Below are 25,252 nucleotides of genomic sequence, written 5' to 3' on the forward strand. Positions count from 1 at the left end.
TGCTTAGAACGCGTGCTTCTGGTACCGGATGATGCTGGCGAACTCTGTCAGGTCGAGACTGGCTCCACCGACGAGTGCTCCGTCGACGTTCGGCTGCTTCATGAAGCCGCCGATATTGGTCGACTTGACCGATCCGCCGTAGAGGATCCGTGTCTTCGCTGCGACGTCGGAGCCAAGCGTGGACTCGAGTACACCGCGCAGTGCGGCGCAGACGGCCTCCGCCTGCTCGGGCGTCGCCGCCTGTCCTGAGCCGATGGCCCAGACGGGCTCGTAGGCCACGACGATGTCGGATGCCGACTGCACGGACGACAGAGCCGCCGTCAGCTGCGCAACCGGCACTGCCGACGGACCGTGCTTCTCGAGATCTTCGGCTGTTTCTCCGACGCAGATGATCGGCACGATGCCGTTCGCGATGGCTGCGGCCGTCTTCGCCGCAACGACCTCGTCGGTCTCGGCGTGCAGCGTGCGGCGCTCCGAGTGTCCGATGATCACGTAGCGGCAGTCGAGCTGCTTCAGGAACGCGCCGGAGATCTCACCGGTGTATGCGCCGCTCGCATGCTGCGACACGTCTTGCGCGCCGTAGGCGAGCTCGAGCTTGTCAGCGGAGACGAGCGTCTGCACACTGCGCAGATCGGTGAACGGCGGAAAGATCGCAGCCTCGACGTCGGCGTAGTTGTGGCCGGCATCTTTCAGGCTCCATGCGAGTTTCTGCACGAAAGCGATCGCCTGCAGATGATCGAGATTCATCTTCCAGTTTCCCGCGATGAGCGGAGTTCTGCTCTGCTTCTGACCAACACTTACCATCCGAGGACCTCCAGTCCGGGCAGACGCTTGCCTTCGAGAAACTCGAGGCTTGCACCGCCACCTGTTGAAATATGGCCGAACTGATCATCACTGAAGCCGAGCGCCCTCACGGCGGCGGCCGAATCGCCACCCCCGACGACACCCAGGCCGTCGACGCGGGTCAAGGCATCGGCCACGGCACGCGTGCCCTCTGCGAATGGCGCGAGTTCGAAGACCCCCATGGGCCCGTTCCAGAAGACCGTCTTCGACTCTTCGATGATGCGGGCGAACTCCGCACCCGTCTCAGGGCCGATGTCGAGTCCGAGCCCGGTCTGGCCGAACGGAGTCTCTTCGATGGATTCGGCACTCGTTACCGTGTGTTCTGCATCGGCACCGAATTTGGATGCGACGACGACGTCGGTCGGCAGAACGATGCGGATGCCGCGTTCTTTCGCCTCGGCCAGATAGCCCTTGACCGTATCGATCTGGTCGCTCTCGAGCAGGCTGCCGCCAACGCGGAAGCCCTGCGCCGCGAGGAACGTGAAGAGCATTCCTCCGCCGATGAGCAACGTATCGACCTTGGGAAGCAGATGGCCGATGACGCCGAGCTTGTCGGAGACCTTCGAGCCACCGAGTACGACGGTGTAGGGCCGAGCCGGCTTCTCTGTCAGCTTCTCGAGCACGTCGAGTTCTGCAGCGATGAGCAGACCGGCCGCGCTGGGAAGCGCGGACGCGAGTTCGTAGACGCTCGCCTGCTTGCGGTGGACCACGCCGAAACCGTCGGAGACGAATGCGTCTCCGAACTCGGCGAGCTGGGCCGCGAACGACGCCCTCTCGTCGGCGTTCTTGCTGGTTTCCGCAGCGTTGAACCGCAGGTTCTCGAGCAGTGCGACGTCGCCGTCGGTGAGTGAGCTGACAGCCTCGCGAGCACTCGCGCCGACCGTGTCGCCCGCGAAGGCGACAGGTTTGCCGAGAAGCTCCGACAGCCGCTGAGCGACCGGTTCGAGGCTGTACTGGGGATCGGGTGCACCGTCCGGCCGACCGAGGTGGCTGAGAAGGATTACCCGGGCGCCCTGATTGATCAGGGCGTTGATGGTTGCCAGAGACGCTCGAACGCGCCCGTCGTCGGTGATGACCCCGTCTTTCAACGGAACATTGAGGTCACACCGAACGAGGACGCGTTTTCCCGTGAGGGAGCCGAGCGAATCCAGAGTGCGCAGAGTCACAGTGGATTCCTCGAATTACAGGCGGTCGGCGACGTACTCGGTGATGTCGACGAGGCGGTTGGAGTAACCCCACTCGTTGTCGTACCACGACGCGATCTTGACCTGGTTGCCGATGACCTTGGTCAGGCCGGCATCGAAGATCGAGGAGTGCGGGTCGCCCTGGATGTCGCTCGAGACGATCGGGTCTTCGGTGTACGACAGGATGCCCTTGAGCTCGCCCTCGGCAGCCTTCTTGTAGGCCTCGTTGACCTGTTCGACGGTGACCGTCGAGCTGGTCTCGACCGTGAGGTCGGTGATCGAGCCTGTGATCACCGGAACGCGAAGCGCGTAGCCGTCGAGCTTGCCGACCAGCTCGGGGATGACCAGGCCGAGGGCCTTGGCGGCACCGGTCGAGGTCGGGATGATGTTGGCGGCAGCGGCGCGGGCGCGACGCAGGTCGCTGTGCGGACCGTCCTGCAGGTTCTGGTCGGCGGTGTACGCGTGAACCGTGGTCATCAGACCGCGCTCGATGCCGAAGTTGTCCATAAAGACCTTCGCCAGCGGGGCCAGGCAGTTCGTCGTGCACGAGGCGTTCGAGATGATGTCGTGGATGGCCGGATCGTACGTGCCCTCATTGACACCCAGAACCAGGGTCGCGACATCGGAGCCTGTCGCGGGAGCAGAGACGATGACCTTCTTGGCGCCGGCGGCGATGTGCTTGCGGGCGTCTTCGGACTTCGTGAAGCGACCGGTCGATTCGATGACGATGTCGACCCCCAGCTCGCCCCAGGGCAGGTCGGAAGGGTCGCGCTCCGCGAGCACGAGAATCGGCTTGCCATTGACGATGATGTTGTCGCCGTCGAGTTCTACCGTTGCATCGAGACGACCCGTGATCGTGTCGTACTTGAGGAGGTGCGCGAGGGCCTTGTTGTCGGTGAGGTCATTGACCGCGACGATCTCGAGCTCGCTGCCCTTTGCCAGGGCTGCACGGAAGTAGTTACGCCCGATACGACCGAAGCCGTTGATACCGATCTTTACAGACACGTGAAGTTCTCCATGAATCGTGTGGCCCCGCGGGGCTGGTGGCTGAAACTGAGGGCGTGCCGGGCCCTGATGGCCCGGCACGTCGTCGTCGCTACGACAGTAGCAGTAGCCCGGAGGTCTTTTCGCGGGCAGTCTGGAAGCGCGTCGCGACGTTCTGCCAGTCGACGATGTTCCAGAATGCCTTCACGTAGTCGGCGCGCACATTCTTGTAGTCGATGTAGTAAGCGTGCTCCCATACGTCGAGCATAAGAAGGGGCACTGTGCCGGCCGCGAAGTTCGACTGCTGGTCGAAGAACTGCTGAATGATCAGGCGCTGTCCGATGCTGTCCCAGGCGAGCACAGACCAGCCTGAACCCTGCACTCCCAGGGCGGTGGCCGCGAAGTGCGCCTGGAACTTGTCGAACGATCCGAAGAACTCGTCGATAGCCGCGGCGAGTTCGCCGACCGGCTTGTCTCCACCGTTCGGGGACATGTTGGTCCAGAAGATCGAGTGGTTGACGTGACCGCCCAGGTTGAAGGCGAGGTCTTTCTCGAGCTTGTTGACCGCGCCGAGGTTCTCGGAGTCGCGGGCCTCGGCAAGCTGGGCTAGCGCGGTGTTCGCGCCGGTCACATAAGCCTGGTGGTGCTTGGAGTGGTGCAGCTCCATGATGGTGCCGCTGATGCTGGGCTCAAGCGCCGAGTAGTCGTACGCGAGCTCTGGAAGGGTGTATTCAGCCATTGATATCTCCTCGAATAAGGCGCCGTTCCGAGAACCCGGACGGCTGTGAGTGACCTGATCAGTCTACTGAGGTCAACGGACAGGGCCCTGAAAACTTCCTGACGTCTCGGTATCGGCCCGATGAATCTCTCAGTCGTCGAGATCCGGCGGCAGGTTCGCGTCGGTTCCCGGGATTCCGAGATCGCTCGCCTGCTTATCGGCCATCGCGAGCAGACGCCGGATGCGCCCGGCGATCGCATCCTTCGTCATGGGCGGGTCGGCGTGATGCCCGAGTTCGTCGAGACTCGAGTCGCGGAAGTTCAGACGAAGGTCACCCGCATACTTCAGATGGGGCGGAACATCCGGTCCGAGGATCTCGAGAGCACGCTCAACCCGGGAGCACGCCGCGACGGCGGCTTGCGCCGAGCGACGCAGGTTGGCGTCGTCGAAGTTGACGAGTCTGTTCGCCGTTGCGCGTACCTCTCGGCGCTGTCGCAGGTCTTCCCATCGGGAGACCGCGTCGGCGGCGCCCATAAGCGAGAGCATGCGTGCGATCGCCTCACCGTCGCGAATGACGACGCGGTGCACTCCCCTGACCTCTCGTGCCTTCGCCTGCACGTGGAGTCGTGCAGCCGCTCCGACCAACGCCATCGCTGACTCGTTGCCGGGGCACGTGATCTCGAGAGCGGCCGATCTCCCCGGATCGGTCAGGGTGCCGTTCGCCAGGAATGCGCCCCGCCACACCGCGGAAAGCTCTTCTTGGGAGCCCGTCGTGAGCCGGTTCGGAAGGCCGCGGATCGGCCGACGACGCGCATCCAGCAACCCGGTCTGTCGGGCGAGCGTCTCGCCGCCATCGATGACCCGCACGAGATACGTGCCCGTGCGTTTGGTGCCCGATGCGGAGACGTGCGAGACCTCGCCTCGAATTCCGTAGAGTTCGGCGAGGTCGCGGCGCACGCGCTTCACCAGATCGGGAGTGTCGAGTTCGGACTCGATCGCGATGCGATTCGAGATCAGGTGAAGTCCACCGGAAAAGCGCAGGATCGTCGCCAGTTCGGCGGCGCGGAGGGTCGTCTTCTTCGCGACGACGCGGGTCAGTTCTTCTTTGACATCGGCGGTGAGAGCCAATCTCTATCCATTCGTTCGTGCGGCCGATGTCGCGCGGGATGCTTGTGGCATCTGCCGGCGACGGCCGGTGTTATTCGCGACCGAGGTCGCGATGCTTGACGTTGACGACGACGCCCGGGTAGGACGCGAGCCGCGTGGCGAGAGCTCGGGTGAGGGCCACGGAACGGTGTTTGCCGCCCGTGCATCCGATGGCCATGGTGGCGTGTCGTTTGTTCTCGCGCTGGTAACCGGCGAGAACGGGCTTGAGGGAGGCCGCGTAGGACTCGAGGAACTCCGCCGCGCCGTCTTGAGCGAGGACGTAGTCGCTGACCTCGGGGTCGAGTCCGGTGTGGGCGCGCAGTTCCGGAATCCAGAACGGGTTCGGCAGAAAGCGGGCATCGGCAATCGAATCGACGTCTGTCGGGGTGCCGTACTTGAAGCCGAAACTCATGAGCGTGACCTGAACGCCGGGCGTATCCGTGGTGGAGAAGCCCTCCGCGATGCGGGTGGCGAGCTGGTGGATGTTGAGATCCGATGTGTCGATGACCATATCGCTTGACTCGCGGATGGGGTGGAGTCGCACGCGTTCGCGCTCTATGCCGTCGAGGAGAGTGCCGTCGCCCTGAAGCGGATGCGGGCGTCTCACCTGTTCGAATCGCCGCACGAGCGCCGAGTCGGTGGCCTCGAGGAACAGCACACGGAGCTGGCTGCCGTCGCGGAGCGAGTGGATGATCTCCTGCAGGTCGCCGAAGAAGTCGCGGCCTCGCACATCGACGACGGCCGCGATTCGGGGAAGTGTCGATCCGGCCTTCTCCGCGAGATCGACCAGGGGCCTCAGCATCTGCGGCGGGAGGTTGTCGACGACGTACCAGCCCAGGTCTTCGAGGGCATTGGCGACGGTCGATCGGCCGGCCCCCGACATGCCTGTGACTATCAGCACTTCTTGCGGAAGTGGATCGTCAGTCATGGGGTCGCCTTCTTCGAGAGTGCAGTCGGATGAACGTCTAGCCTACCGTCGGGGCTCGGCGGCCGGAGCCGCGGAGTCTGGATGGAGGTGGGCGAAGACTGTTTGCGCCAGAGCCGGGCCGACCCCGCGAACGGCGGCGATCGCATCCGGTTTCGCCTGTCGTAGTTGCGACACCGAGCCGAAGTGAGTGAGCAGCTGCTTGACACGACTCGGACCGAGCCCCGGGATCTCGCCGAGAACTGAGGCGATATCGCGCTTGCGCCTCGTGCGCTGATGGATGATCGCGAATCGATGAGCCTCGTCGCGCAGTCGCTGGAGCATAAAGAGCGCTTCGCTGCCTCGCGGCAGTATGACCGGGAAGTCACTGTCGGGCAGCCAGATCTCTTCGAGGCGCTTGGCCAGGCCGCAGAGGAAGATGCCCTCGACACCGGACTCGCGGAGCGCGCGGGCGGCGGCCTGCACCTGCGGTTGGCCTCCGTCGACGACGAGGAGGTTCGGTGGGTAGGAGAACTTTTTGGAGGCGGAGTCGGACTCGCTGCGCTCGGTTCCTTCGCGCAGATAGGCGAGCCGCCTCGTGACGACCTGGTGGATCGAGTCGGTGTCGTCTGTGGATTCGGCGATCGTGAACCGGCGGTACTGGTCTTTTCGCGGAAGCCCGTCTTCGAAGACGACCATGGATGCGACGATGTTCGTGCCGCCGAGGTGGGACACGTCGAAGCACTCCATGCGTAGCGGGGCGTCAGGCATGCCGAGCGCGTCTTGAATATCGGTCATAGCCTGACTGCGAGCGACGAAATCGGCGCTGCGCCTGGTCTTGTAGAGCTGAAGCGCGTTCATGGCGTTGATTCTCGCCGTCTGCATCAGCGCCGCCTTCTCGCCTCGCTGGGCGGTGCGGAGGCTGACCTTGCCCTTCTCTCGCCGGGTGCCGAGCCAGGTCTCGAGTTCGGCCTTGTCTTCGGGCAGCTCGGGAACGATGATCTCGCGAGGCGGGACGGTCGTGCCGTCGTATGCGGCCTGCAGGATGGAGTCGACGAGCTCGGCGGTCGTGAGGTCGAGTTCTTTGTCGACGACCCAGGCCCGCACACCGCGAATGCGGCCGCCGCGAACGATGAATTGCTGCACCGCGGCCGCAAGCTCGTCGTGTTCGACACCGAACAGGTCGGTGTCGAGATTGTCAGACAGAACGACGGCGCTCTTCTCGAGCACTGCCTCGAGAGCCTGGAGTTGATCGCGGTACATGGCTGCTGCCTCGTATCGTTGCTCGACGGCCGCCTCTTTCATCTTTCGGGTCACTTCGGTTACGAAGCGGTTGTCTCCCCCGGCCATAAATGACACGAAGTCGTTGACGATGGCCCTGTGCTCCTCGACCGTCACCTTGTGCGAGCACGGCCCCCGCAACGGCCGATCTGACCGGGAAAGCACGGGCGCCCGGACTCCATGGCCTTTTTGTAGCTCGAGTCCGAGCAGGTGCGGATCGGGAACGCCTTGACCATGAGCTCGATCGTCTCGCGCACGGCCCAGATCTTGGGGTACGGGCCGAAGTAGCGTGCGCCCGGAATGCGTGTGTTGCGAGTGACGATGACACGCGGAGCCTCATCGGCGAGCGTTATGGCCATGAACGGGTAGGTCTTGTCGTCGCGGAACTTGACGTTGAACGGCGGGTCGAACTCCTTGATCCACGTGTACTCGAGCTGCAGGGCCTCCACATCGCTGCCCACGACGGTCCACTCCACCGAGGCGGCAGTGGTGACCATGCGGCGTGTGCGCTCATGCAGGCTTCGCAGCGGCGCGAAGTAGTTGCTCAGGCGGGCTCGCAGGTTCTGCGCTTTGCCCACGTACAGCACCCGCCCGGTCGCGTCGCGGAAGCGGTACACGCCCGGCTGGGTGGGAATTTCCCCCGCTTTCGGGCGGTAGGGAACCGTGTCTGGAGAGGTTCGTGCCATGTCTACTTCGCCTCGAGGATCTCCTTGAGGAAGAAGCCGGTGTGGCTCTTCTTTACCTTCGCCAGCTGCTCGGGTGTACCGGTTGCCAGGATGCGCCCACCGCCCGCGCCGCCCTCGGGCCCGATGTCGATCAGCCAGTCCGCGCTCTTGATGACGTCGAGGTTGTGCTCGATGACGATGACCGTGTTGCCCTTGTCGACCAGGCTGCCGAGCACGAGGAGGAGCTTGCGCACGTCTTCGAAGTGCAGACCGGTGGTGGGCTCGTCGAGCACGTAGACCGTGCGCCCGTTGGAGCGCTTCTGCAGCTCTGTCGCCAGCTTCACACGCTGCGCCTCGCCGCCTGACAGGGTCGTCGCGCTCTGGCCGAGTCGCACGTAGCCGAGGCCGACATCGACGAGAGTCTTGAGAAAACGGTGAATGGCACCGATCGGCTCGAAGAACTCCGCCGCCTCGGCAATCGGCATGTCGAGGACCTCGGAGATGCTCTTGCCCTTGTAGTGCACGCTGAGGGTGTCGCGGTTGTAGCGCGCTCCCCCGCAGACCTCGCACTTGACGTAGACGTCGGGAAGGAAGTTCATCTCGATCTTGATTGTTCCGTCGCCCGAGCAGGCCTCGCAGCGGCCCCCCTTGACGTTGAAGCTGAAGCGGCCGGCCAGATAGCCGCGAGCCTTGGCCTCGGCCGTGTCGGCGAATAGATTGCGGATGCGATCGAAGACGCCCGTGTAGGTCGCAGGGTTCGATCGCGGGGTGCGGCCGATGGGGTTCTGGTCGACGTGCACGACCTTGTCGAGGTTCTCGAGCCCCGTGACGCGCTTGTGCTTGCCCGGTATCTTGCGTGCGCCGTTGAGCTTGTTCGCGAGCACCCGGTAGAGGATGTCGTTGACCAGCGAGGACTTTCCCGAACCGGAGACGCCGGTGACCGCGACGAATGTGCCGAGCGGGAAGTCGACCGTGACCTTGCGGAGATTGTTTGCCTCGGCGTCGACCACTGTGATCACGCGGTCGGGATCGATCGGGCGTCGGGTGGCGGGAACCTCGATCTCTTTGCGCCCCGAGAGGTAGTCACCCGTGAGCGACTGTGTGTTCGCCAGGAGTGCGTCGTACGAACCCGAGTGTACGACCTTGCCTCCGTTGACACCGGCACCCGGCCCGATATCGACGATCCAGTCGGCCGTGCGGATGGTGTCTTCGTCGTGTTCGACGACGATCAGCGTGTTTCCGAGGTCGCGCAGCTTCACCAGAGTCTCGATGAGTCGGCGGTTGTCTCGCTGGTGCAGACCGATCGACGGCTCGTCGAGCACGTAGAGCACGCCGGTGAGTCCGGATCCGATCTGGGTGGCGAGCCGGATGCGCTGGGCTTCGCCGCCGGAGAGGGAGGCTGCGGCGCGCGCCAGGTTGAGATAGTTCAGACCGACCTGAATCAGGAAGTCGAGGCGCAGTCTGATCTCGCGCAGCACCTGAGCGGCGATTGCTGCCTCTCGATCGGTGAGTACCACGTCGTGCATGAACTCCTGTGCGTCAGTCAGGGAGATGTCGGTGACATCGGCGATGCTGCGGCCGTTCACGGTGACCGCGAGGACCTCGGGCTTCAGTCGCTTGCCGTTGCAGACGGGACACGGGATCTCGCGGAGGAACTCCGACCAGCGCGCACGCTGCGTGTCGGTCTCGGCCTGCAGGAACTGCCGTTCGATGTAGGGGACGACGCCTTCGAAGCCGGACGAGTAGCTCACCTCGCGGCCGTAGCGGTTCTTCCAGCGGACCTTGACCTCGAAGTTGTTGCCGCGGAGCACGGCGTTCTGCACCTCATCGCTCAACTCGCCCCAGGGGGTCTTGAGCGAGAAGTCGAGGTCGCGCGACAGGCCGTGCAGCAGCTTCTCGTAGTAGCTGAACAGGCCCTTGCCCTGGGTCGTCCACGGAACGATGACACCCTCGGCAATGCTGAGGTCGGGGTCGCCGAGCAGCAGGTCGGAGTCGACAGACATACGGGTGCCGAGACCGGAGCACTCCGGGCACGCTCCGAAAGGGGCGTTGAACGAGAAGGTGCGAGGTTCGATCTCGGTGAGTGCGATGGGGTGGTTGTTCGGGCACGAGAGCTTCTCGGAGAACGTCTGCCAGGCATCCGGACCCTCGGAGTCGACATAGTTGATCTGCACCAGCCCGTCGGTGAGGCGCAGCGCGGTCTCGAGGGAGTCGGTGAGACGACTCAGTATGTCGGGGCCGGCGACGAGACGGTCGATGACGACCGAGATGTCGTGCTTGATCTGCTTCTTGAGCTTGGGCGGATCGTTCAGCTGAACGACCTCGCCGTCGACGAGCGCACGCGAGTAGCCGCCCGCGGCCAGCTCTTTGAAGAGGTCGACGAATTCGCCCTTCTTCTGCGAGACCACGGGGCTCGCGACCTGGTAGCGAATTCCGTCTTCGAGCTCCATGAGCTGGTCGGCGATCTGCTGCACAGTTTGGGACTTGATGGGTTCGCCGCAGATCGGACAGTGCGGAATGCCGATGCGCGCCCACAGCAGGCGCATGTAGTCGTAGATCTCTGTGATCGTGCCGACGGTCGACCGCGGGTTGCGGTTGGTCGACTTCTGGTCGATCGACACCGCGGGGCTGAGACCCTCGATGAAGTCGACGTCGGGGCGGTCGACCTGCCCCAGGAACTGACGGGCGTAGGCCGACAGCGACTCGACGTAGCGGCGCTGGCCCTCGGCGAAGATCGTGTCGAACGCGAGTGACGACTTGCCCGACCCGGACAGGCCTGTGAAGACGACGAGCGAGTCTCGAGGGATCTCGAGGTTCACGTCTTGAAGATTATGGACGCGGGCGCCGTGGACGCTGAGGACGTTGGAGGAATTTACCTTCGAAACTGACACCTCGAAAGTCTATGTGCGGCCACCGACACCGCGTCCCTCTTCCGCTGAGGGCGTGCAGTGTCGAGGGACTGTGCTAGGCCTCGAACACCAGCAGGGTGCTCGACGCGGTCGCCACGGTGCGCCCCTCGGAATCGGTCACCACACCCTCGGCGAAGGCGATGCGGCTGCCGGGCTTGGTGACCGTGCCCGTGACGGTGAGCGTTCCCGAGACCGTGTTGAGGGCGCGGAGGTAGTTGACCTTGATCTCGAGCGATGTGTAGCCCTGCCCTGCCCGCAGGGTGGAGTGCACCGCGCAGCCGAGAGCGGAATCGAGTGCGGTGCACATAAAGCCGCCGTGGACGGCGCCGATGGGGTTGTAGACCGACTCGTCGGGCGTGCAGGTGAAGACGGCGGTGCCATGGCTCGCCGACACGAGCTCGAGGTTCATCAACACTGCGATCGGCGGGGGCGGGATGCGGCCCGCGATCATCGCGTTCAGGTACTCGAGTCCGCCGAGCGTCTTCGCCTGGGCGGCCCCGATGAGCGGATCCTCCCACTCGACGACCCGCCGGCGCAGTGGGTCGGGCTCGGTGGTCACGAGAGGTGCCCGGCGGCCGACATCTGCCGCAGCTCTTTCTTGAGGTCGCCCAGCTCGTCGCGCAGACGTGCGGCGAGCTCGAACTTCAGTTCGCCCGCGGCCTGGAGCATCTGCTCGTTGAGGTCGGCGATGATCGCCTCCAGCTGGTTCGCGCCCTCCGCCGCGATGCCTTCGCGGCGCAGATTAGGCGTCGGCGACTTCTTTTTGGAACCGTCGCGGCCCGCGAGCAGCTGCGCTGTATCCGCACCTTCTCGCGCGAGCACCTCAGTGATATCGGCGATGCGCTTGCGCAACGGTGTGGGGTCGATGCCGTGCTCGGTGTTGTATGCCACCTGCAACTCACGCCGACGCGTGGTCTCGCTGATGGCGAAGGCCATCGAGTCGGTCACCTTGTCGGCGTACATGATGACCTGGCCCGACACGTTGCGTGCGGCTCGACCGATGGTCTGGATGAGCGAGGTCGACGACCGCAGGAACCCCTCCTTGTCGGCATCGAGGATGGCGACAAGCGAGACCTCGGGCAGGTCGAGCCCTTCTCGCAGGAGGTTGATGCCCACGAGCACGTCGTAGAGGCCTGCGCGCAGCTCGGTGAGCAGTTCGACCCGGCGCAGGGTGTCGACATCGGCGTGCAGGTAACGCACCTTGACCCCGTGCTCGCCCAGGAAGTCGGTGAGTTCCTCGGCCATCTTCTTGGTGAGTGTGGTGACGAGAACGCGCTCGTCTCTGCCGGCACGCAGGCGGATCTCTTCGAGAAGATCGTCGATCTGGCCGGTGGAGGTCTTGATCACGATCTCGGGGTCGATCAGGCCCGTGGGCCGGATGATCTGCTCTACGACACCGTCGGCGATGCCCAATTCGTACTTGCCGGGGGTAGCCGACAGGTATACCGTCTGGCCGACTCTCTCTTTGAACTCGGGCCATTTGAGCGGGCGGTTGTCGAGCGCGCTCGGCAGGCGGAATCCGTGGTCTACCAGGGTGCGTTTGCGCGACGAGTCGCCCTCGTACATGGCGCCGATCTGAGGAACCGTGACGTGGGACTCGTCGATGACCACGAGGAAGTCGTCGGGGAAGTAGTCGAGAAGGCAGTGAGGGGCGGCGCCGGGAGGCCGCACGTCCATGTGCCAGGAGTAGTTCTCGATGCCGGAGCAGAACCCGATCTGCTGCATCATTTCGAGATCGAAAGTGGTGCGCATGCGCAGGCGCTGGGCCTCGAGAAGCTTGCCCTCCTTCTCGAGCTGACCCACGCGCAGTTCGAGCTCGTCTTGAATCGTGCCGATGGCGCGCTGCATCACATCGGTATCGGTGACGTAGTGCGACCCAGGAAAGACGGAGACGGAGTCGAGCTTGCGCACGATGTCGCCGGTGAGCGGGTGGAGGCTGTAGAGAGCCTCGATCTCGTCGCCGAACATCTCGATGCGGATCGCGAGCTCTTCGTACTGGGGAATGATCTCGATCGTGTCGCCCCGCACACGGAAGTTGCCGCGCGAGAAGTCGATGTCGTTGCGGTTGTACTGCATCGAGACGAACTTGCGGATCAGCCAGTCTCTGTCGATGCGCTGGCCGACCTGCAGCGCGATCATCGCGTTCATGTACTGCTCTGGCGTGCCGAGGCCATAGATGCACGAGACCGTCGAGACCACGACGACGTCGCGCCTGCTGAGCAGCGAGTTCGTGGTCGAGTGGCGCAGGCGCTCGACCTCGGAGTTGATCGAGCTGTCTTTCTCGATGAAGGTATCTGTCTGGGGAACGTAGGCCTCAGGCTGGTAGTAGTCGTAGTACGAGACGAAGTACTCGACGGCGTTGTTGGGCATGAGTTCGCGGAACTCATTCGCGAGTTGAGCCGCAAGGGTCTTGTTGTGCGCGAGCACGAGCGTGGGGCGCTGGACCGCTTCGATGAGCCAGGCCGTCGTCGCCGACTTGCCGGTGCCTGTTGCACCGAGGAGTACCACGTCGGTCTCCCCCGCGTTGATCCGTGCAGTCAGCTCGGCGATGGCGGTCGGCTGGTCGCCGCTCGGGCTGTATTCACTGACGACTTCGAAGGGGTGGACGGAGCGGGTGGGTTCCATGCATTAAGTTTAGGTCGGGGTAGTGACACTGGTCCCTGCCTGGCAGTGGAAACGGATTTCTTTCGAACAGGAGCGGCGCCATGCGCATCGGCATTCTCACCTCGGGCGGCGACTGTCCCGGACTCAACGCGGTCATCCGCGGCGCGGTTCTCAAGGGAACGGAGATCAACGGCCAAGAGTTCGTCGGGTTCAGAGACGGCTGGAGGGGTGTCGTCAACGCCGACATCATGGAGCTCACCCGCCACAACATCCGCGGTATCGCCAAGCAGGGCGGCACGATCCTGGGTACATCGCGCACCAACCCGTTCGAGGGCGAGAACGGCGGACCGGAGAACATCGCCGCCAACATGGAGCGCCACGGAATCGACGCGATCATGGCCATCGGCGGTGAAGGCACTCTCGCTGCAGCGAAACGCCTCACCGATGCCGGCCTCAAGATCGTCGGCGTTCCGAAGACTGTCGACAACGACCTCGACGCGACGGACTACACCTTCGGTTTCGATACCGCTGTGCAGATCGCGACAGACGCCATGGATCGACTGCGCACGACCGGCGAGTCGCACAGCCGGTGCATGGTTGCAGAGGTCATGGGTCGTCACGTGGGCTGGATCGCACTGCACTCGGGTATGGCGGCGGGCGCCCACGCCATCCTGATTCCCGAGCAGAAGACCAGTGTCGAGCAGATGTGCGAGTGGGTGCAGAGCGCCTACGATCGCGGTCGCGCTCCCCTGGTCGTTGTGGCCGAGGGCTTTATGCCCGACAGCATGGACGACCCGCACTCCGAGCGGGGTCTGGATGCTTTCGGTCGGCCGCGTCTCGGAGGCATCGGCGAGCGCATCGCGCCGCTGATCGAATCGATAACGGGAATCGAGACCCGGGCGACGACGCTCGGCCACATCCAGCGTGGAGGTGTGCCGAGCGCCTACGACCGCGTTCTCGCGACTCGTCTCGGCATGGCTGCCAGCGACATCATCGGCGAAGGCGCCTGGGGCCAGATGGTCGCTCTGAAGGGCACCGAGATCGTCACTGTCGGGTTCGCCGAGGCGCTGGGCAAGCTCAAGACGGTGCCGCAGCACCGTTACGACGAGGCCGCGCTGCTGTTCGGCTAGACGCGAGCCCTGTCCTTGGCTCGTGCCGACAGGTCCGTCCACAGCTCGTCGACCTGGTCGAGGGTGTGCTGGAGCGATCCCGACGTGTCGATGACGACGTCGGCGACCGCGCGTCGCTCCTCGTCACTGGCCTGGGCGGAGATGCGTCGTTCCGCTTCGGTTCGGGGCATTCCTCGATGCGTGAGAAGACGATCGATGCGCTCATCGGCCGGCGCCTCGCAGACGACGATCAGGTCGAATCGCAGTTCTCGGCGGGCCTCGACGAGGAGAGGAACGTCGTAGACGACGACCGCAGCGGGATCCGCTTTCTCAGCCGCGGCGATCAGCTCTGCCGTGCGTGTATGCACCCGCGGGTGGATGATGGCCTCGAGCCGGCCCCGGGCATCCGGATCGGCGAAGACGATCGCCCCCAGCGCAGCGCGGTCGAGCGAGCCGTCGTCAGCAAGTACCTCGGCGCCGAACTCGGCCGTGACGGCCGCGAGCCCCGGGGTCGACGGCTCGACGACCTCGCGGGAGAGGGCATCCGCGTCGACGTGCACGGCGCCGTGGTCGACGAGCCGCCGGGCCACAGTGGATTTTCCTGATGCGATTCCGCCGGTGAGGCCCACGATGAACATGGCTCCATGGTATCGGCGGCGTCCGGTGGCCTCGTCGACGACGGGGTTAACGACGGAACGGCCGCCCCGAAGGACGGCCGTTCTGTGATGCAACTTAGGAGTTGCTGCTCGACAGCTTCTCGCGAAGCGCGGCGAGGGTCTCGTCGTCGGCGAGGGTGCCGGCTCCGGTCGACTCGCTCGAGAAGGAGGAACCAGCGCTGGCGCCGTCGCCCGAGGCGACCTCGGCGTTGCTCGTGGCAACCTGCTTCTTGTGGGCTTCCCAGCGAGCCTGGGCTGCAGCGTAGTCCTGCTCCCACTTCTCGCGCTGGGTCTCGAAGCCCTCGCGCCACTCGTTCGTCTCCGGGTCGAAGCCCTCGGGGAACTTGTAGTTGCCCTGGTCGTCGTACTCGGTGAGCATTCCGTAGAGCGCCGGGTCGAACTCGGTGCCTTCGGGGTCGACACCCTCGTTGGCCTGCTTGAGGCTCAGCGAGATGCGGCGACGCTCGAGGTCGATGTCGATGACCTTGACGAAGACCTCGTCGCCGACCGACACGACCTGCTCGGCGAGCTCGACGTGCTTGCCCGACAGTTCGGAGATGTGGACGAGTCCCTCGATGCCCTCGGCAACGCGAACGAATGCGCCGAAGGGAACGAGCTTCGTGACCTTGCCCGGTGCAACCTGGCCGATGGCGTGGGTGCGGGCGAAGACCTGCCACGGGTCTTCCTGCGTCGCCTTGAGCGACAGGGAGACACGCTCGCGGTCGAGGTCGACCTCGAGGATCTCGACGGTGACCTCCTGGCCAACCTCGACGACCTCGGACGCGTGCTCGATGTGCTTCCAGCTGAGTTCGGAGACGTGAACCAGTCCGTCGACTCCACCCAGATCGACGAACGCACCGAAGTTGACGATCGACGAGACGACGCCCTTGCGGACCTGTCCCTTCTGGAGGTTGTTGAGGAACGTGGTGCGGCTCTCGGACTGCGTCTGCTCGAGCAGAGCGCGGCGCGACAGAACGACATTGTTGCGGTTCTTGTCGAGCTCGAGGATCTTGGCCTCGATCTCCTGGCCCAGGTAGGGCGTGAGGTCGCGCACGCGACGAAGCTCGATGAGCGACGCGGGCAGGAAGCCTCGGAGTCCGATGTCGACGATGAGTCCACCCTTGACGACCTCGATGACCGAACCGGTGACAACACCGTCGGCGTCCTTGATCTTCTCGACGTCTCCCCACGCACGCTCGTACTGAGCGCGCTTCTTGGAGAGGATCAGGCGACCTTCTTTGTCTTCTTTCTGAAGAACGAGGGCCTCGACCAGATCGCCGACCTGGACGACCTCGGTGGGGTCGACGTCGTGCTTGATGGAAAGCTCACGCGAGGGGATGACACCCTCGGTCTTGTACCCGACGTCGAGGAGAACCTCGTCGCGGTCGATCTTCACAACGGTGCCCTCGATGAGGTCTCCGTCGTTGAAGAACTTCAGTGTCTTTTCGACCGCGGCGAGAAAGTCTTCTGCCGAGCCAATGTCGTTGATGGCGACCTGCTTGGCTACTCTGTCGGTCGTTGCGATTGTCATAAAAGTAAATGCTCCAGGATGGACATATATCAGGCCGACGACAGACGAGTTCGAGGTTTCGAGCAGGACTGCTCCGCCGACGGCGAGCGGATGGGATGGCACAAAACGTGCCAAGTCATTCTAGCCCCGTAGATCCGTGCGCGGCAACACCGCGGACTGTCCGGCGTGCTGCGCCGCCTCCGGGCCGAGGCCCACCATGATCTTCGTCTCATCGTGCGGTGCAAGAGGGTCGAACCACACGACGGCGGGATCTCCGGCTCGCGGGGTGGCTGCGCGAGGGAACGTCGCCTTCTTCGTCACCCAGCGGTCCGTTCCTGCCGTGTCCCTGAATCGTGCCGTGAACTGGATCCGCGGCATCCCTTGGATCTCTGTTCCGGTGGCGATCGCCTCCGTGACGACGCCGGGAACCCGCGTTCCTCGCGACTCGATGTCCTTCATTCGCACGAGACTGCGGCGAGTGGCTCGGATCGCAGCCAAAGTAGCAACGACCGCGAGAAGCAGGAGAACCCCGAAGGCGGCGGGTAACCAGTAGGGCAGGTAGTAGGCGACCCATGCATCCGACTGCCATGGCTCAGTGTCACCGCCATCGATGAACGCCACCTTCTCACCGATCGCGTCCGGCGGGCTCCAGTTCGGAATGAAGAGCAGCAGCCCGATGGCAATACCGAGAAGACCTGTGCAGAACGGCACGATAAGCGCGGCGCCGCCGAGTCCCGCCCGGCCGAGTCGCCCGGTAAAGAAGACGCCGAGGAAGGAGCCGATGCAGATGGCTCCGACGGCGAGAAATTGCGAGTCCACGGCATCGAATCCGCTGTTCCAGTTGCCGACCTGGTTGACGGTCATCAGGCGGAATGTGTCGAGGATGGTGCCGATGCCGAACCCTGCGACCATCCACACGGCGAGGTGGGCTGCTCCGAGGAGAACGATGACGATGGTGGTGCCGGGGCGTTTCGAGGCCGCGGCTTGGCGTTCGGCGCGTTCTACGCGCGGATCAGATGTGCTCATGTGCACACGCTACGAAGCATGACAAGCGCCGGGTAGGTGACGAGCTACTCAGCCGCGCCACCGCTATTACTCAGAGTGGCACGCGGTGACCGCGGGTCAGCTGACCCCCGGCAGTACGAAGTCGGCGAACTCCTGGGCGTCGGTGAGGCTGCCGGTGTACTGCACTCCGTCGACGATCACTGTGGGCGTGCCCGAGATCTTGTCGAGATCGGAATTCGGTACGGGTTCGTTGAGGGCCCGGTCCGTGGCCTGCGTCACCCAGCCGGCGAACTCGCCCGAGTCGATGCAGTCTGTTACATCGGTACCCTCGATCGCCCCTGCTTCGTTCGCCAGATCGATCAGATCGGCATCGCTCAGCCCCTCGGTGTTCTCGTCGGGCTGGTTCTCGAACAGAAGAGCACTGAACTTCTCGAACTGATCCGGCGCCGAGTCGGCGACGCAGGCGGCAGCATTGGCTGCTCTGGTCGAGTACTTCGTTCCGAGCGAGGCGCGGTCGAGAATCGAGATGGGGTGGACTTCGAGAACCACCTCGCCCGAGTCGACCCACTCGGAGAGCTGTTTCGCGTTGGTCGACTCGAATTGGCCGCAGTACGGGCAGAAGTAATCGACATAGGTCACGACTCGAATGGCGTCGTCTCCCCCATCTCCGATGACGACGCCGTCGCCGGAACTGCCGGCCGGCGCACTCGACTCGCCGCCCGGTTCGTGCCCAGACCCGCTCGGCGAGGACCGTTCGATCGACGAGAAGACACTGGCGAGGACGAGAACTGCGGCGACGAGTACGGCGACGATGACGAGCAACGAGCCACCGAGCACCCACGGCCAGACAGGTCGACGTGATGGATGCGCTGCGGCCGCGGTGTGCGTGACTCCGGGGTCTGCGGGAGGTACGACGGGAGCCGGAGCGTCGCGACGGCTTTCGCTCCAGTTCTGACCGTCCCACCATCTCTCATTGGACGTGTTCTCTTCGGGGTACCACCCGGGCGGCGGGGAGTTCGTCATCGGGATTCTCCGTCTGTGAGCAGAAACTTCTGGAGAGTGTCGAGCCCGACCCCGCCCAGATCGAGTGCGCGGCGGTGAAACTCCTTGGCGTCGTAGGCGTCGCCCTGCAGTGCCCGGTAGTCGTCTCGCAACTGCTCCCAGATGCGTTGTCCGACCTTGTACGACGGCGCCTGTCCTGGCCAGCCGAGGTAGCGATTCACCTCGAAGCGAATGAAGGCGTCGTCCATGTTCACGTTCGCGCGCATGAACTCCAGCGCGTAGTCGGCGTCCCAGACTCCGGCACCGTCGGGGCGCTGCTTGCCTAGGTGCACTCCGATGTCGAGCACGACTCGGGCGGCCCTCATCCTCTGACCGTCAAGCATGCCGAGCCTGTCGGCCGGGTCGTCGAGGTAGCCCAGTTCCTCCATCAGACGTTCGGCGTAGAGCGCCCAACCTTCCGCGTGTCCTGACGTTCCCGCCAGCTGACGACGCCAGGTGTTGAGGGTAGCCCTGTTGTAGACGGCCTGGCCGATCTGCAGGTGATGCCCTGGAACTCCCTCGTGGTAGACCGTGGTCAGTTCACGCCAGGTGTCGAAGGTGGTGACTCCCGCCGGCACCGACCACCACATTCGTCCAGGGCGGGAGAAATCGTCGGTCGGGCCGGTGTAGTAGATGCCGCCCTCGTCGGTCGGCGCGATCATGCACTCGAGGGCACGGATCTCGTCGGGGATGTCGAAGTGGCTTTGCGACAGCTCGTCGACGGCGCGGTCACTCGTGCTCTGCATCCACTGCCGGAGGGCATCAGTTCCGTGGAGCTTGCGGGAGTCGTCGGCGTCGAGATGAGCGATGGCCTCGTGCACGGTCGCGCCGGGCAGGATCTCCTGGGCGATCGCCTCCTGCTCCCGCGTCATGCGAGCGAGTTCGGCGAGGCCCCACTCGTAGGTCTCGTCGAGGTCGATCGTGGCGCCGAGGAATTGGCGTGACCGAAGCGTGTAGATATCGCGACCCACGGCATCCACCGGCGTCGCCGCAGGCAGCAGCTCGGTTTCGAGAAAGTCCGCGAACCGCGCGTAGCCGCCGGCCGCCACCGAGGATGCCTGTCTGAGCGACTCTGTTGCAGACTCCGCCGGAGCGCCGTCGGGGAGCGAGGCGAAGAACCCGTCCGACGAGGCGTTCTTGCGCGCCTGCGCCAGAACCTCTACGACCTGGCGCCTGGCCGGGACGATCTGACGAGCTATTCCCTCTCGCAGCGTCTCGACGTAGCCGTCGAGCGCTTCGGGAACCGCGTGGAGTCGGGTCTCGATGATATGCCAGTCCCCCGCCGTCTCGGTCGGCATCAGGTCGAAGGCCTCCCGGATGTCTTGGGACGGCGAGGCGATGACGTTGAGGTCACGCAGATGGAGACCTGCTTCAGCGCTCTCGATGGTGAGCTGGAGCGAGGCTCCGAGATCGATCTGCGTGACTCTGTCGACGTCGTCGACGGGCACGGCGGCTGTCAGCAGCGCCTGGGTTCGACGCACTTCGTCCAGGTAGAGCTCGTGACCTCTCGGCGACAGGTCGCCGAAGCGGGTATTCGCCTCGACACGGCCGATGTATGTTCCGAGCGTGGGTTCGAGCCGAACGAGGGTGTCGACCCACTCCTCGGCGATCGAGTCGATCTCCGTGGGCGTGCGGGCGGGAGGTTTTGGGGAACCGGTCATGCATTCAGCCTAACGAGGTGCTCCGACTGCGCTCGCTCTCCCCCGGCGTACGAATCGCTTCCCTGGTGGAGCGTCGTCTGTCTGCGGACAGCCGCCGATGCCCCTCGGCGAGCACGGTTGCGCTGAAGAACGCCTCGATCGAGTGCTGCGCCGCGTCAACGCTCGCGGTGTGTGCGCCGTACCACCGACCACAGGTTATCAAGGGCGGCCCGTCGGGTTCGTGTGCGAACCATCCATGGGTGCCCGCATTCGGACCGTGCACCGATCGGATCTCGATGTCGTGCCGCGACAACCGGGCATCGAAGACGGCAGCACGTGCGTCGTCGAACGACCGATAGATCATGGCGCTGCGCCCGAGTTCGCGGTTGTTGCTGGCCAGGAGTCGCCAGACGCAGACCGGTCCGGTCTGTGGATCGGCGAGACGGTCAGCGGGCCGCTCCGACGGTGCCGTCAGTTGGTCGCGAAAACGCGACCATGCCCGAGGCATCGGGTCGGCGGCAGACGTGAATGACGAGAATACAATATTCGCCGTCGTCGTCACCTCGACATTCTCTGTGACTCGGATGTCGTGCGAGCGTCCTGGAGGTGTCCGAATGGTGTCGAGAACGGATTGCCGGGAGGCGATCAGTGCGCTGCGTCGTTCCAGTTCGCGCCGCGCCCCACTTGCACCTCGAGCGGAACCCGAAGCTCGGCAGCGGTGCTCATGCGCGTGGTCACGATCTCGGAGAGCGTCTGCCATTCGCCGGGCGCCACATCGAAGACCAACTCGTCGTGCACCTGGAGCAGCATGCGCGACGCGAGCTGCTGCTCTTTAAGATCGCTCGCGATGTTGATCATGGCGATCTTGATGATGTCGGCCGCTGTTCCCTGGATCGGTGCGTTGAGTGCAGCCCGTTCGTCGTTGTCTCGAAGCACCCTGTTGGCGCTGTTGAGATTCGCGAAGGGGCGGCGGCGGCCGAAGATCGTCTCGGTGTAGCCGTCTTCCTTTGCCTGCAGCACCACGTTGCGCAGAAAGTCGCGTACGGCGCCGAAGCGCTCGAAGTAATCGGACATGAGCTTCTTGGCTTCGCTGGACTCGATGCGTAGCTGCTTCGACAGACCGAAGGCGCTCAGCCCGTAGGCGAGGCCATAAGACATTGCCTTCACCTTGGTGCGCATGGCCGGCGTGACGTCGGAGGGCTCGACGCCGAAGACGTGGGCCCCGACGAAGCGGTGCAGGTCTTCACCCTCGGTGAAGGCCGTGATGAGCCCTTCGTCGCCGGAGAGGTGGGCCATGATGCGCATCTCGATCTGTGAGTAGTCGGCTGTGAGAAGGCTCTCGAAGCCGTCACCCACCTGAAAGGCGTGCCGGATGCGACGGCCCTCTTCGGCGCGCACGGGAATGTTCTGCAGGTTTGGATCTGTCGAGGAGATTCGGCCCGTGCTCGAGCCGGTCTGCACGTAGCGTGTGTGCACCCGGCCGTCGGGGGCGATCGCCTTGTCGACCGTCTCGATGATCTGGCGGAGCTTGGTGGCATCGCGGTGCTGCAGTAGAAGACCGAGGAAGGGATGCGGGCTGGACGCCTGCAGATCGGCGAGGGCGCCCGCGTCTGTCGAGTAGCCCGTTTTGGTGGCACGCGTCTTGGGCATCGACAGTCTGTCGAAGAGCACCTCTTGGATCTGCTTCGGCGATCCGAGATTGATCTCGCCGCCGATGATCTCGTAGGCGTCTGTGGCGAGACCGGTCGCTGTGGCGGCCAACTCGGCCGACAGCTCTGAGAGCTCGTCATGGCTGACGGTGATTCCGATGAGCTCCATGTCGACGAGCGCCATCAGCGTGGGGATCTCGATGTCGCCGAGCACACGCAGCGTTCGCTCGTCGAGTGAGGACTTCTGAGCCGCCGCGACGCGGGCGATGTACCACGCCTCGGTCGCCGGGCCGACGTGGGAGTCGTCTTCGGGGACAAGCTGATTGGGGTCGGGTGTTGGCAGAACCTCGGCCAGGGCTCGGTCGACGAGTTCGGCGAGCGAGCGGTCTGCAGAGGAGTCGGGACGCACCAGCCACGCGGCGAGCGTCGTGTCGAAGCGCAGCCCGGAGACGGCGAGGCCTGCGCGGCGCAGCGTCTTGATCTGCTCCTTCGCGCCGTGCATGATCTTCGGCGAGTCGCTCGCCAGCCATGCCTCGAGCGCCGTGTAGTCGAGGCTGCCCGCGCTCCAGGGCGCGAACAGGCTTTCGGTCGCAGACGCGATGCCGAGGCCGATGGGCACGCCGCCCTGCTCTTCGACCGACAGGGCGAGCCCCTCGGGATTGTTCTTCTGTGCTCGCGAGAGCCAGAGCTCGAGTTCTTCGTCGAGCACCGTCGCAGGAGTCGGCGCCGTGATCGAGGCGGGAACCGACTCCGGACCCGCGGAGCCCGACGCGGCCGACGCATCCGAAGTGCCTTGCCCGTCGAGCTTGAGCACCCGGTCGAGAAGCGTGCGGAACTCGAGCCGGCCGAAGACCTCGCGAAGAGCCTGCTCGTCGATGGGTTTGCGCTCGAGGTCTGCCGGGCCGACCGGCAGCTCGACGTCGGTGAGCAAGTGGTTGAGCTTGCGGTTGCGTACCGCGTTCTCGTATTGCTCGCGCAGCTTGTCGCCGACGACGCCCTTTATCTCGTCTCTGCGTTCGATGATCGCGTCGAGACTGCCGTACAGGTTGATCCACTTGGCAGCCGTCTTCGGGCCGACCTTGTCTACTCCGATCAAGTTGTCGCTCGTCTCGCCCACGAGGGCGGCGATCTCAGGGTACTGATGAGGCTGCACACCGTATTTTTCGAAGACCTTCTCGGCGTCGTAGCGGGTGAGTTGCGACACGCCCATGGCCGACGGGTAGAGCAGCGTGACGTCGGGGCGGATGAGCTGGATGCTGTCGCGGTCTCCGGAGACGACGAAGACGCGATAGCCCTGCTCTTCGCCCTGGCGCGCGAGCGTGGCGAGGATATCGTCGGCTTCGTAGTCTTCTTTCGAGACCGTCGTGATGTTCATGGCGTGCAGGGCCTCTTCGAGCAGAGGGATCTGACCCTTGAATTCGGGCGGGGTCTCGCCTCTGGTGCCCTTGTATTCGGGATATTCGCGGGTGCGGAACGAATGGCGCGAGATATCGAACGCCACGGCGATGTGACTCGGATTCTCGGCCTTCAGAAGGTTGATGAGCATGGCGATGAAGCCGTGAATCGCATTCGTGTGCTGCCCGTCGCGAGTCTGAAAACTGTCGACGGGCAGGGCATAGAACGCCCGGAACGCGAGTGAATGGCCGTCGATGACGAGGAGGGTAGGCTTTTCTGAATCCGACACGTCCCCCAGCCTACAAGTCACCTCCGACGACGGCCGGGCCCCAGCATTCGAAGGCGACAATGACCGAAAAAACTGTGGATGCGCTGGGCTGGATTCGCGACAGGGGTGTGGGCGAGCTCGCAGACAAGATGGGCATCGAGTTCGTCGAGTTCACGCTCGAACGGGCCGTCGCCACGATGCCGGTCGAGGGCAACAGGCAGCCGGCCAATCTGCTTCACGGCGGCGCCTATGTCGTTCTCGGAGAGTCTCTCGGCTCCATGTCGGCGAATCTGCACGCCGGCCCCGACAGGCTCGCCGTCGGCATCGAAATCAATGCCTCGCACACGCGATCGGCTCGCAGCGGCCTCGTGACCGCCGTCTGCACGCCCATCCACCTTGGGCGCACTCTGACCACGCACGAGATCGCCATCGACGACGATCAGGGTCGGCGCTGCTCGACGATCCGCATCACGAACATGATCATCGACAAGAAGAACTGAGTCAGTTCGAGGTCATCGCCCGGTAGAACTGGGCGATGCTGTCGGACTCGCCGTTTCGGAAGGCTTTGAAGACCTTGCCGATGGGATTGCTGAGGTTCTCCGGAGGAAGCGAGACGAGCAGCGGGAAGCTCGCGTAGGCCTCGAGGGCGGTTCCTGCGCTGGTCGTCCACGACCCGCCGGCGTGCCGAACCATGACCTCGCCCACGTAGCAGCCGAAACCGAAGAGAGTCTCGGCGAACCGTTCCTCGGTGACACCCTGCGCGCGGAAACCGCCGATGAGGCCGTCGACCTGCTCGAGGCTGTCGACGGAGTAGTCGAGATCGACTCCGCTGACCGAGCGCGCGACCGCGACGATGTCATCGGAGAACAGCGGTGCGTTCGCCGGCAGAACCTCGTGCTTCAGCTTCAAGGTCGCGCGGCGAACCGGTCGATCGGGTTCGGCGGATGTTTGTGGGCGTCGACGGAACGCGGAACCGTTGGACGACAGGGTCGGGCTCTACTTCTTGGCGCTGAGCTGCTCGATGATCGCCAGAGCGACATCGTGCATGGTGAGGCGACGATCCATCGACGCCTTCTGAATCCAGCGGAAGGCCTCGGGCTCGGTCAGGCCCATCTTTTCGTTGAGCAGGCCCTTGGCCCGATCGACGAGCTTGCGGGTCTCGAATCGCTCGACCAGGTCGGCGACCTCTGCCTCGAGCGTAATGATCTGGGCGTAGCGCGACAGGGCGATCTCGATGGCGGGCAGCAGGTCGTTCGGCGTGAACGGCTTGACGACGTAGGCGAGCGCTCCGGCTTCGGTCGCGCGCTCGACGAGTTCTTTCTGGCTGAACGCGGTGAGCAGCACGACGGGCGCGATGTGACCCTTGCTGAGGCGCTCGGCCGCGGAGATGCCGTCGAGCTGGGGCATCTTGACGTCCATGATCACCAGGTCGGGGCGCAGCTCGGTGGCGAGCGCAACGGCGGTCTCGCCATCCCCTGCTTCACCGACGACCTCGAAACCGTTGTCACGGAGGATCTCGACGATATCGAGACGGATCAGCGATTCGTCTTCTGCAACGACTACGCGACGGGGAGCGACGGGGGTGGATTCTTGGTCTGACACCCTGCAAGCCTACGGTATTCTGATCGAAGCACGTGAACGAGCCGGTGTGGCGGAATGGCAGACGCGGCGCACTCAAAATGCGCTGTCCGTGAGGGCTTGTGGGTTCGAGTCCCACCACCGGTACAGTTTTTACCCCTCT

20 protein-coding genes, 1 tRNA gene and 1 pseudogene are annotated in these 25,252 nt (G+C 64.4%); 3 read left to right on the forward strand and 19 right to left on the reverse strand.

Annotation, left to right across the window (positions count from 1 at the left end; translation table 11 throughout):
* Positions 1-3: 3 nt before the first annotated feature.
* The 10 genes and pseudogenes from tpiA to uvrB all read right to left on the reverse strand — a co-directional run bounded on the left by tpiA (position 4) and on the right by uvrB (position 13,259).
* Entirely contained in the window at positions 4-804 is an 801-nt protein-coding gene (gene tpiA / locus TZ00_RS16565; RefSeq protein WP_044443375.1) for a triose-phosphate isomerase, read from the reverse strand.
* Positions 798-2,009: a phosphoglycerate kinase gene (locus TZ00_RS16570; protein ID WP_044443377.1), complete on the reverse strand. Its 1,212-nt coding sequence runs from the start codon at positions 2,007-2,009 to the stop codon at positions 798-800. Before TZ00_RS16570 ends, tpiA begins: the two co-directional genes overlap by 7 nt.
* A 15-nt stretch (positions 2,010-2,024) precedes the next feature.
* Positions 2,025-3,032, reverse strand: a complete 1,008-nt coding sequence (gene gap / locus TZ00_RS16575) for a type I glyceraldehyde-3-phosphate dehydrogenase (RefSeq protein WP_044443379.1) — start codon at positions 3,030-3,032, stop codon at positions 2,025-2,027.
* 91 nt (positions 3,033-3,123) lie between these two features.
* Positions 3,124-3,750: a superoxide dismutase gene (locus tag TZ00_RS16580; protein WP_044443381.1), complete on the reverse strand. Its 627-nt coding sequence runs from the start codon at positions 3,748-3,750 to the stop codon at positions 3,124-3,126.
* A 129-nt stretch (positions 3,751-3,879) separates the two neighbouring features.
* Complete coding sequence (gene whiA / locus TZ00_RS16585; protein ID WP_044443383.1) at positions 3,880-4,857, reverse strand: DNA-binding protein WhiA; 978 nt, start codon at positions 4,855-4,857, stop codon at positions 3,880-3,882.
* 70 nt (positions 4,858-4,927) lie between these two features.
* Positions 4,928-5,803: an RNase adapter RapZ gene (gene rapZ, locus TZ00_RS16590; RefSeq protein WP_044443385.1), complete on the reverse strand. Its 876-nt coding sequence runs from the start codon at positions 5,801-5,803 to the stop codon at positions 4,928-4,930.
* 42 nt (positions 5,804-5,845) lie between these two features.
* Positions 5,846-7,746: pseudogene (gene uvrC / locus TZ00_RS16595) on the reverse strand (excinuclease ABC subunit UvrC).
* Between the two features lie 2 nt (positions 7,747-7,748).
* Positions 7,749-10,616, reverse strand: coding sequence for an excinuclease ABC subunit UvrA (gene uvrA, locus TZ00_RS16600; protein ID WP_044443387.1), 2,868 nt, complete (start codon positions 10,614-10,616; stop codon positions 7,749-7,751).
* Positions 10,617-10,689: 73 nt separating this feature from the next.
* Positions 10,690-11,193, reverse strand: coding sequence for a PaaI family thioesterase (locus TZ00_RS16605; protein WP_044443388.1), 504 nt, complete (start codon positions 11,191-11,193; stop codon positions 10,690-10,692).
* Positions 11,190-13,259 carry an excinuclease ABC subunit UvrB gene (uvrB, locus tag TZ00_RS16610; RefSeq protein WP_044443390.1) on the reverse strand — a complete coding sequence of 690 codons (2,070 nt, stop codon included), beginning with the start codon at positions 13,257-13,259 and terminating at the stop codon, positions 11,190-11,192. Before uvrB ends, TZ00_RS16605 begins: the two co-directional genes overlap by 4 nt.
* Positions 13,260-13,339: 80 nt before the next feature.
* On the opposite strand from uvrB, the gene TZ00_RS16615 reads away from it, so the two are divergent.
* Positions 13,340-14,368: a 6-phosphofructokinase gene (locus TZ00_RS16615; protein WP_044443392.1), complete on the forward strand. Its 1,029-nt coding sequence runs from the start codon at positions 13,340-13,342 to the stop codon at positions 14,366-14,368.
* Here the strand turns inward: TZ00_RS16615 and coaE are convergent.
* The 7 genes from coaE to polA form a co-directional block, all read right to left on the reverse strand.
* Positions 14,365-14,985, reverse strand: coding sequence for a dephospho-CoA kinase (gene coaE / locus TZ00_RS16620; RefSeq protein ID WP_044443394.1), 621 nt, complete (start codon positions 14,983-14,985; stop codon positions 14,365-14,367). The genes TZ00_RS16615 and coaE overlap by 4 nt on opposite strands.
* Before the next feature lie 94 nt (positions 14,986-15,079).
* Positions 15,080-16,534 carry a 30S ribosomal protein S1 gene (gene rpsA / locus TZ00_RS16625; RefSeq protein WP_044443396.1) on the reverse strand — a complete coding sequence of 485 codons (1,455 nt, stop codon included), beginning with the start codon at positions 16,532-16,534 and terminating at the stop codon, positions 15,080-15,082.
* A 120-nt stretch (positions 16,535-16,654) separates the two neighbouring features.
* Entirely contained in the window at positions 16,655-17,539 is an 885-nt protein-coding gene (locus TZ00_RS19080) for a DUF3592 domain-containing protein (RefSeq protein WP_052521649.1), read from the reverse strand.
* A 96-nt stretch (positions 17,540-17,635) separates the two neighbouring features.
* On the reverse strand, positions 17,636-18,541 hold the full coding sequence (locus TZ00_RS19085) for a thioredoxin domain-containing protein (RefSeq protein ID WP_052521650.1): 906 nt from the start codon (positions 18,539-18,541) through the stop codon (positions 17,636-17,638).
* Positions 18,538-20,220, reverse strand: coding sequence for a DUF885 domain-containing protein (locus tag TZ00_RS16640; RefSeq protein ID WP_044443398.1), 1,683 nt, complete (start codon positions 20,218-20,220; stop codon positions 18,538-18,540). The genes TZ00_RS19085 and TZ00_RS16640 overlap by 4 nt, the downstream gene beginning before the upstream one ends.
* Positions 20,221-20,224: 4 nt before the next feature.
* On the reverse strand, positions 20,225-20,761 hold the full coding sequence (locus tag TZ00_RS16645) for a hypothetical protein (RefSeq protein WP_044443400.1): 537 nt from the start codon (positions 20,759-20,761) through the stop codon (positions 20,225-20,227).
* Between the two features lie 83 nt (positions 20,762-20,844).
* Positions 20,845-23,532 (reverse strand): DNA polymerase I, encoded by a 2,688-nt coding sequence (polA, locus tag TZ00_RS16650; RefSeq protein ID WP_044443402.1) that lies wholly within the window; start codon positions 23,530-23,532, stop codon positions 20,845-20,847.
* 59 nt (positions 23,533-23,591) lie between these two features.
* On the opposite strand from polA, the gene TZ00_RS16655 reads away from it, so the two are divergent.
* Positions 23,592-24,011 carry a PaaI family thioesterase gene (locus tag TZ00_RS16655; protein ID WP_044443404.1) on the forward strand — a complete coding sequence of 140 codons (420 nt, stop codon included), beginning with the start codon at positions 23,592-23,594 and terminating at the stop codon, positions 24,009-24,011.
* A 1-nt stretch (position 24,012) separates the two neighbouring features.
* On the opposite strand, the gene TZ00_RS16660 is transcribed toward TZ00_RS16655, so the two are convergent.
* Together TZ00_RS16660 and TZ00_RS16665 are read right to left on the reverse strand one after the other, a co-directional pair.
* Positions 24,013-24,420, reverse strand: coding sequence for a hypothetical protein (locus TZ00_RS16660; protein ID WP_044443405.1), 408 nt, complete (start codon positions 24,418-24,420; stop codon positions 24,013-24,015).
* A gap of 87 nt (positions 24,421-24,507) precedes the next feature.
* Positions 24,508-25,113 (reverse strand): ANTAR domain-containing response regulator, encoded by a 606-nt coding sequence (locus tag TZ00_RS16665; protein WP_044443406.1) that lies wholly within the window; start codon positions 25,111-25,113, stop codon positions 24,508-24,510.
* Between the two features lie 40 nt (positions 25,114-25,153).
* Between TZ00_RS16665 and TZ00_RS16670 the strand changes: the two genes are divergently transcribed.
* Positions 25,154-25,236 (forward strand) — tRNA-Leu (locus TZ00_RS16670).
* Positions 25,237-25,252 lie beyond the last annotated feature (16 nt).

It is taken from the genome of Agreia bicolorata, from assembly GCF_000938265.1.
Taxonomy (GTDB): domain Bacteria; phylum Actinomycetota; class Actinomycetes; order Actinomycetales; family Microbacteriaceae; genus Agreia; species Agreia bicolorata.

Coding starts and splice junctions, on each gene's coding strand:
- coaE (WP_044443394.1), bottom strand. CDS start 14,985: ATGTTCATCGTGGGCCTCACCGGCGGAATCGCATCAGGAAAATCCACT.
- TZ00_RS16655 (WP_044443404.1), top strand. CDS start 23,592: ATGACCGAAAAAACTGTGGATGCGCTGGGCTGGATTCGCGACAGGGGT.
- TZ00_RS16615 (WP_044443392.1), top strand. CDS start 13,340: ATGCGCATCGGCATTCTCACCTCGGGCGGCGACTGTCCCGGACTCAAC.
- TZ00_RS16580 (WP_044443381.1), bottom strand. CDS start 3,750: ATGGCTGAATACACCCTTCCAGAGCTCGCGTACGACTACTCGGCGCTT.
- TZ00_RS16640 (WP_044443398.1), bottom strand. CDS start 20,220: ATGACCGGTTCCCCAAAACCTCCCGCCCGCACGCCCACGGAGATCGAC.
- TZ00_RS19085 (WP_052521650.1), bottom strand. CDS start 18,541: ATGACGAACTCCCCGCCGCCCGGGTGGTACCCCGAAGAGAACACGTCC.
- uvrB (WP_044443390.1), bottom strand. CDS start 13,259: ATGGAACCCACCCGCTCCGTCCACCCCTTCGAAGTCGTCAGTGAATAC.
- TZ00_RS19080 (WP_052521649.1), bottom strand. CDS start 17,539: ATGAGCACATCTGATCCGCGCGTAGAACGCGCCGAACGCCAAGCCGCG.
- tpiA (WP_044443375.1), bottom strand. CDS start 804: ATGGTAAGTGTTGGTCAGAAGCAGAGCAGAACTCCGCTCATCGCGGGA.
- rpsA (WP_044443396.1), bottom strand. CDS start 16,534: ATGACAATCGCAACGACCGACAGAGTAGCCAAGCAGGTCGCCATCAAC.
- rapZ (WP_044443385.1), bottom strand. CDS start 5,803: ATGACTGACGATCCACTTCCGCAAGAAGTGCTGATAGTCACAGGCATG.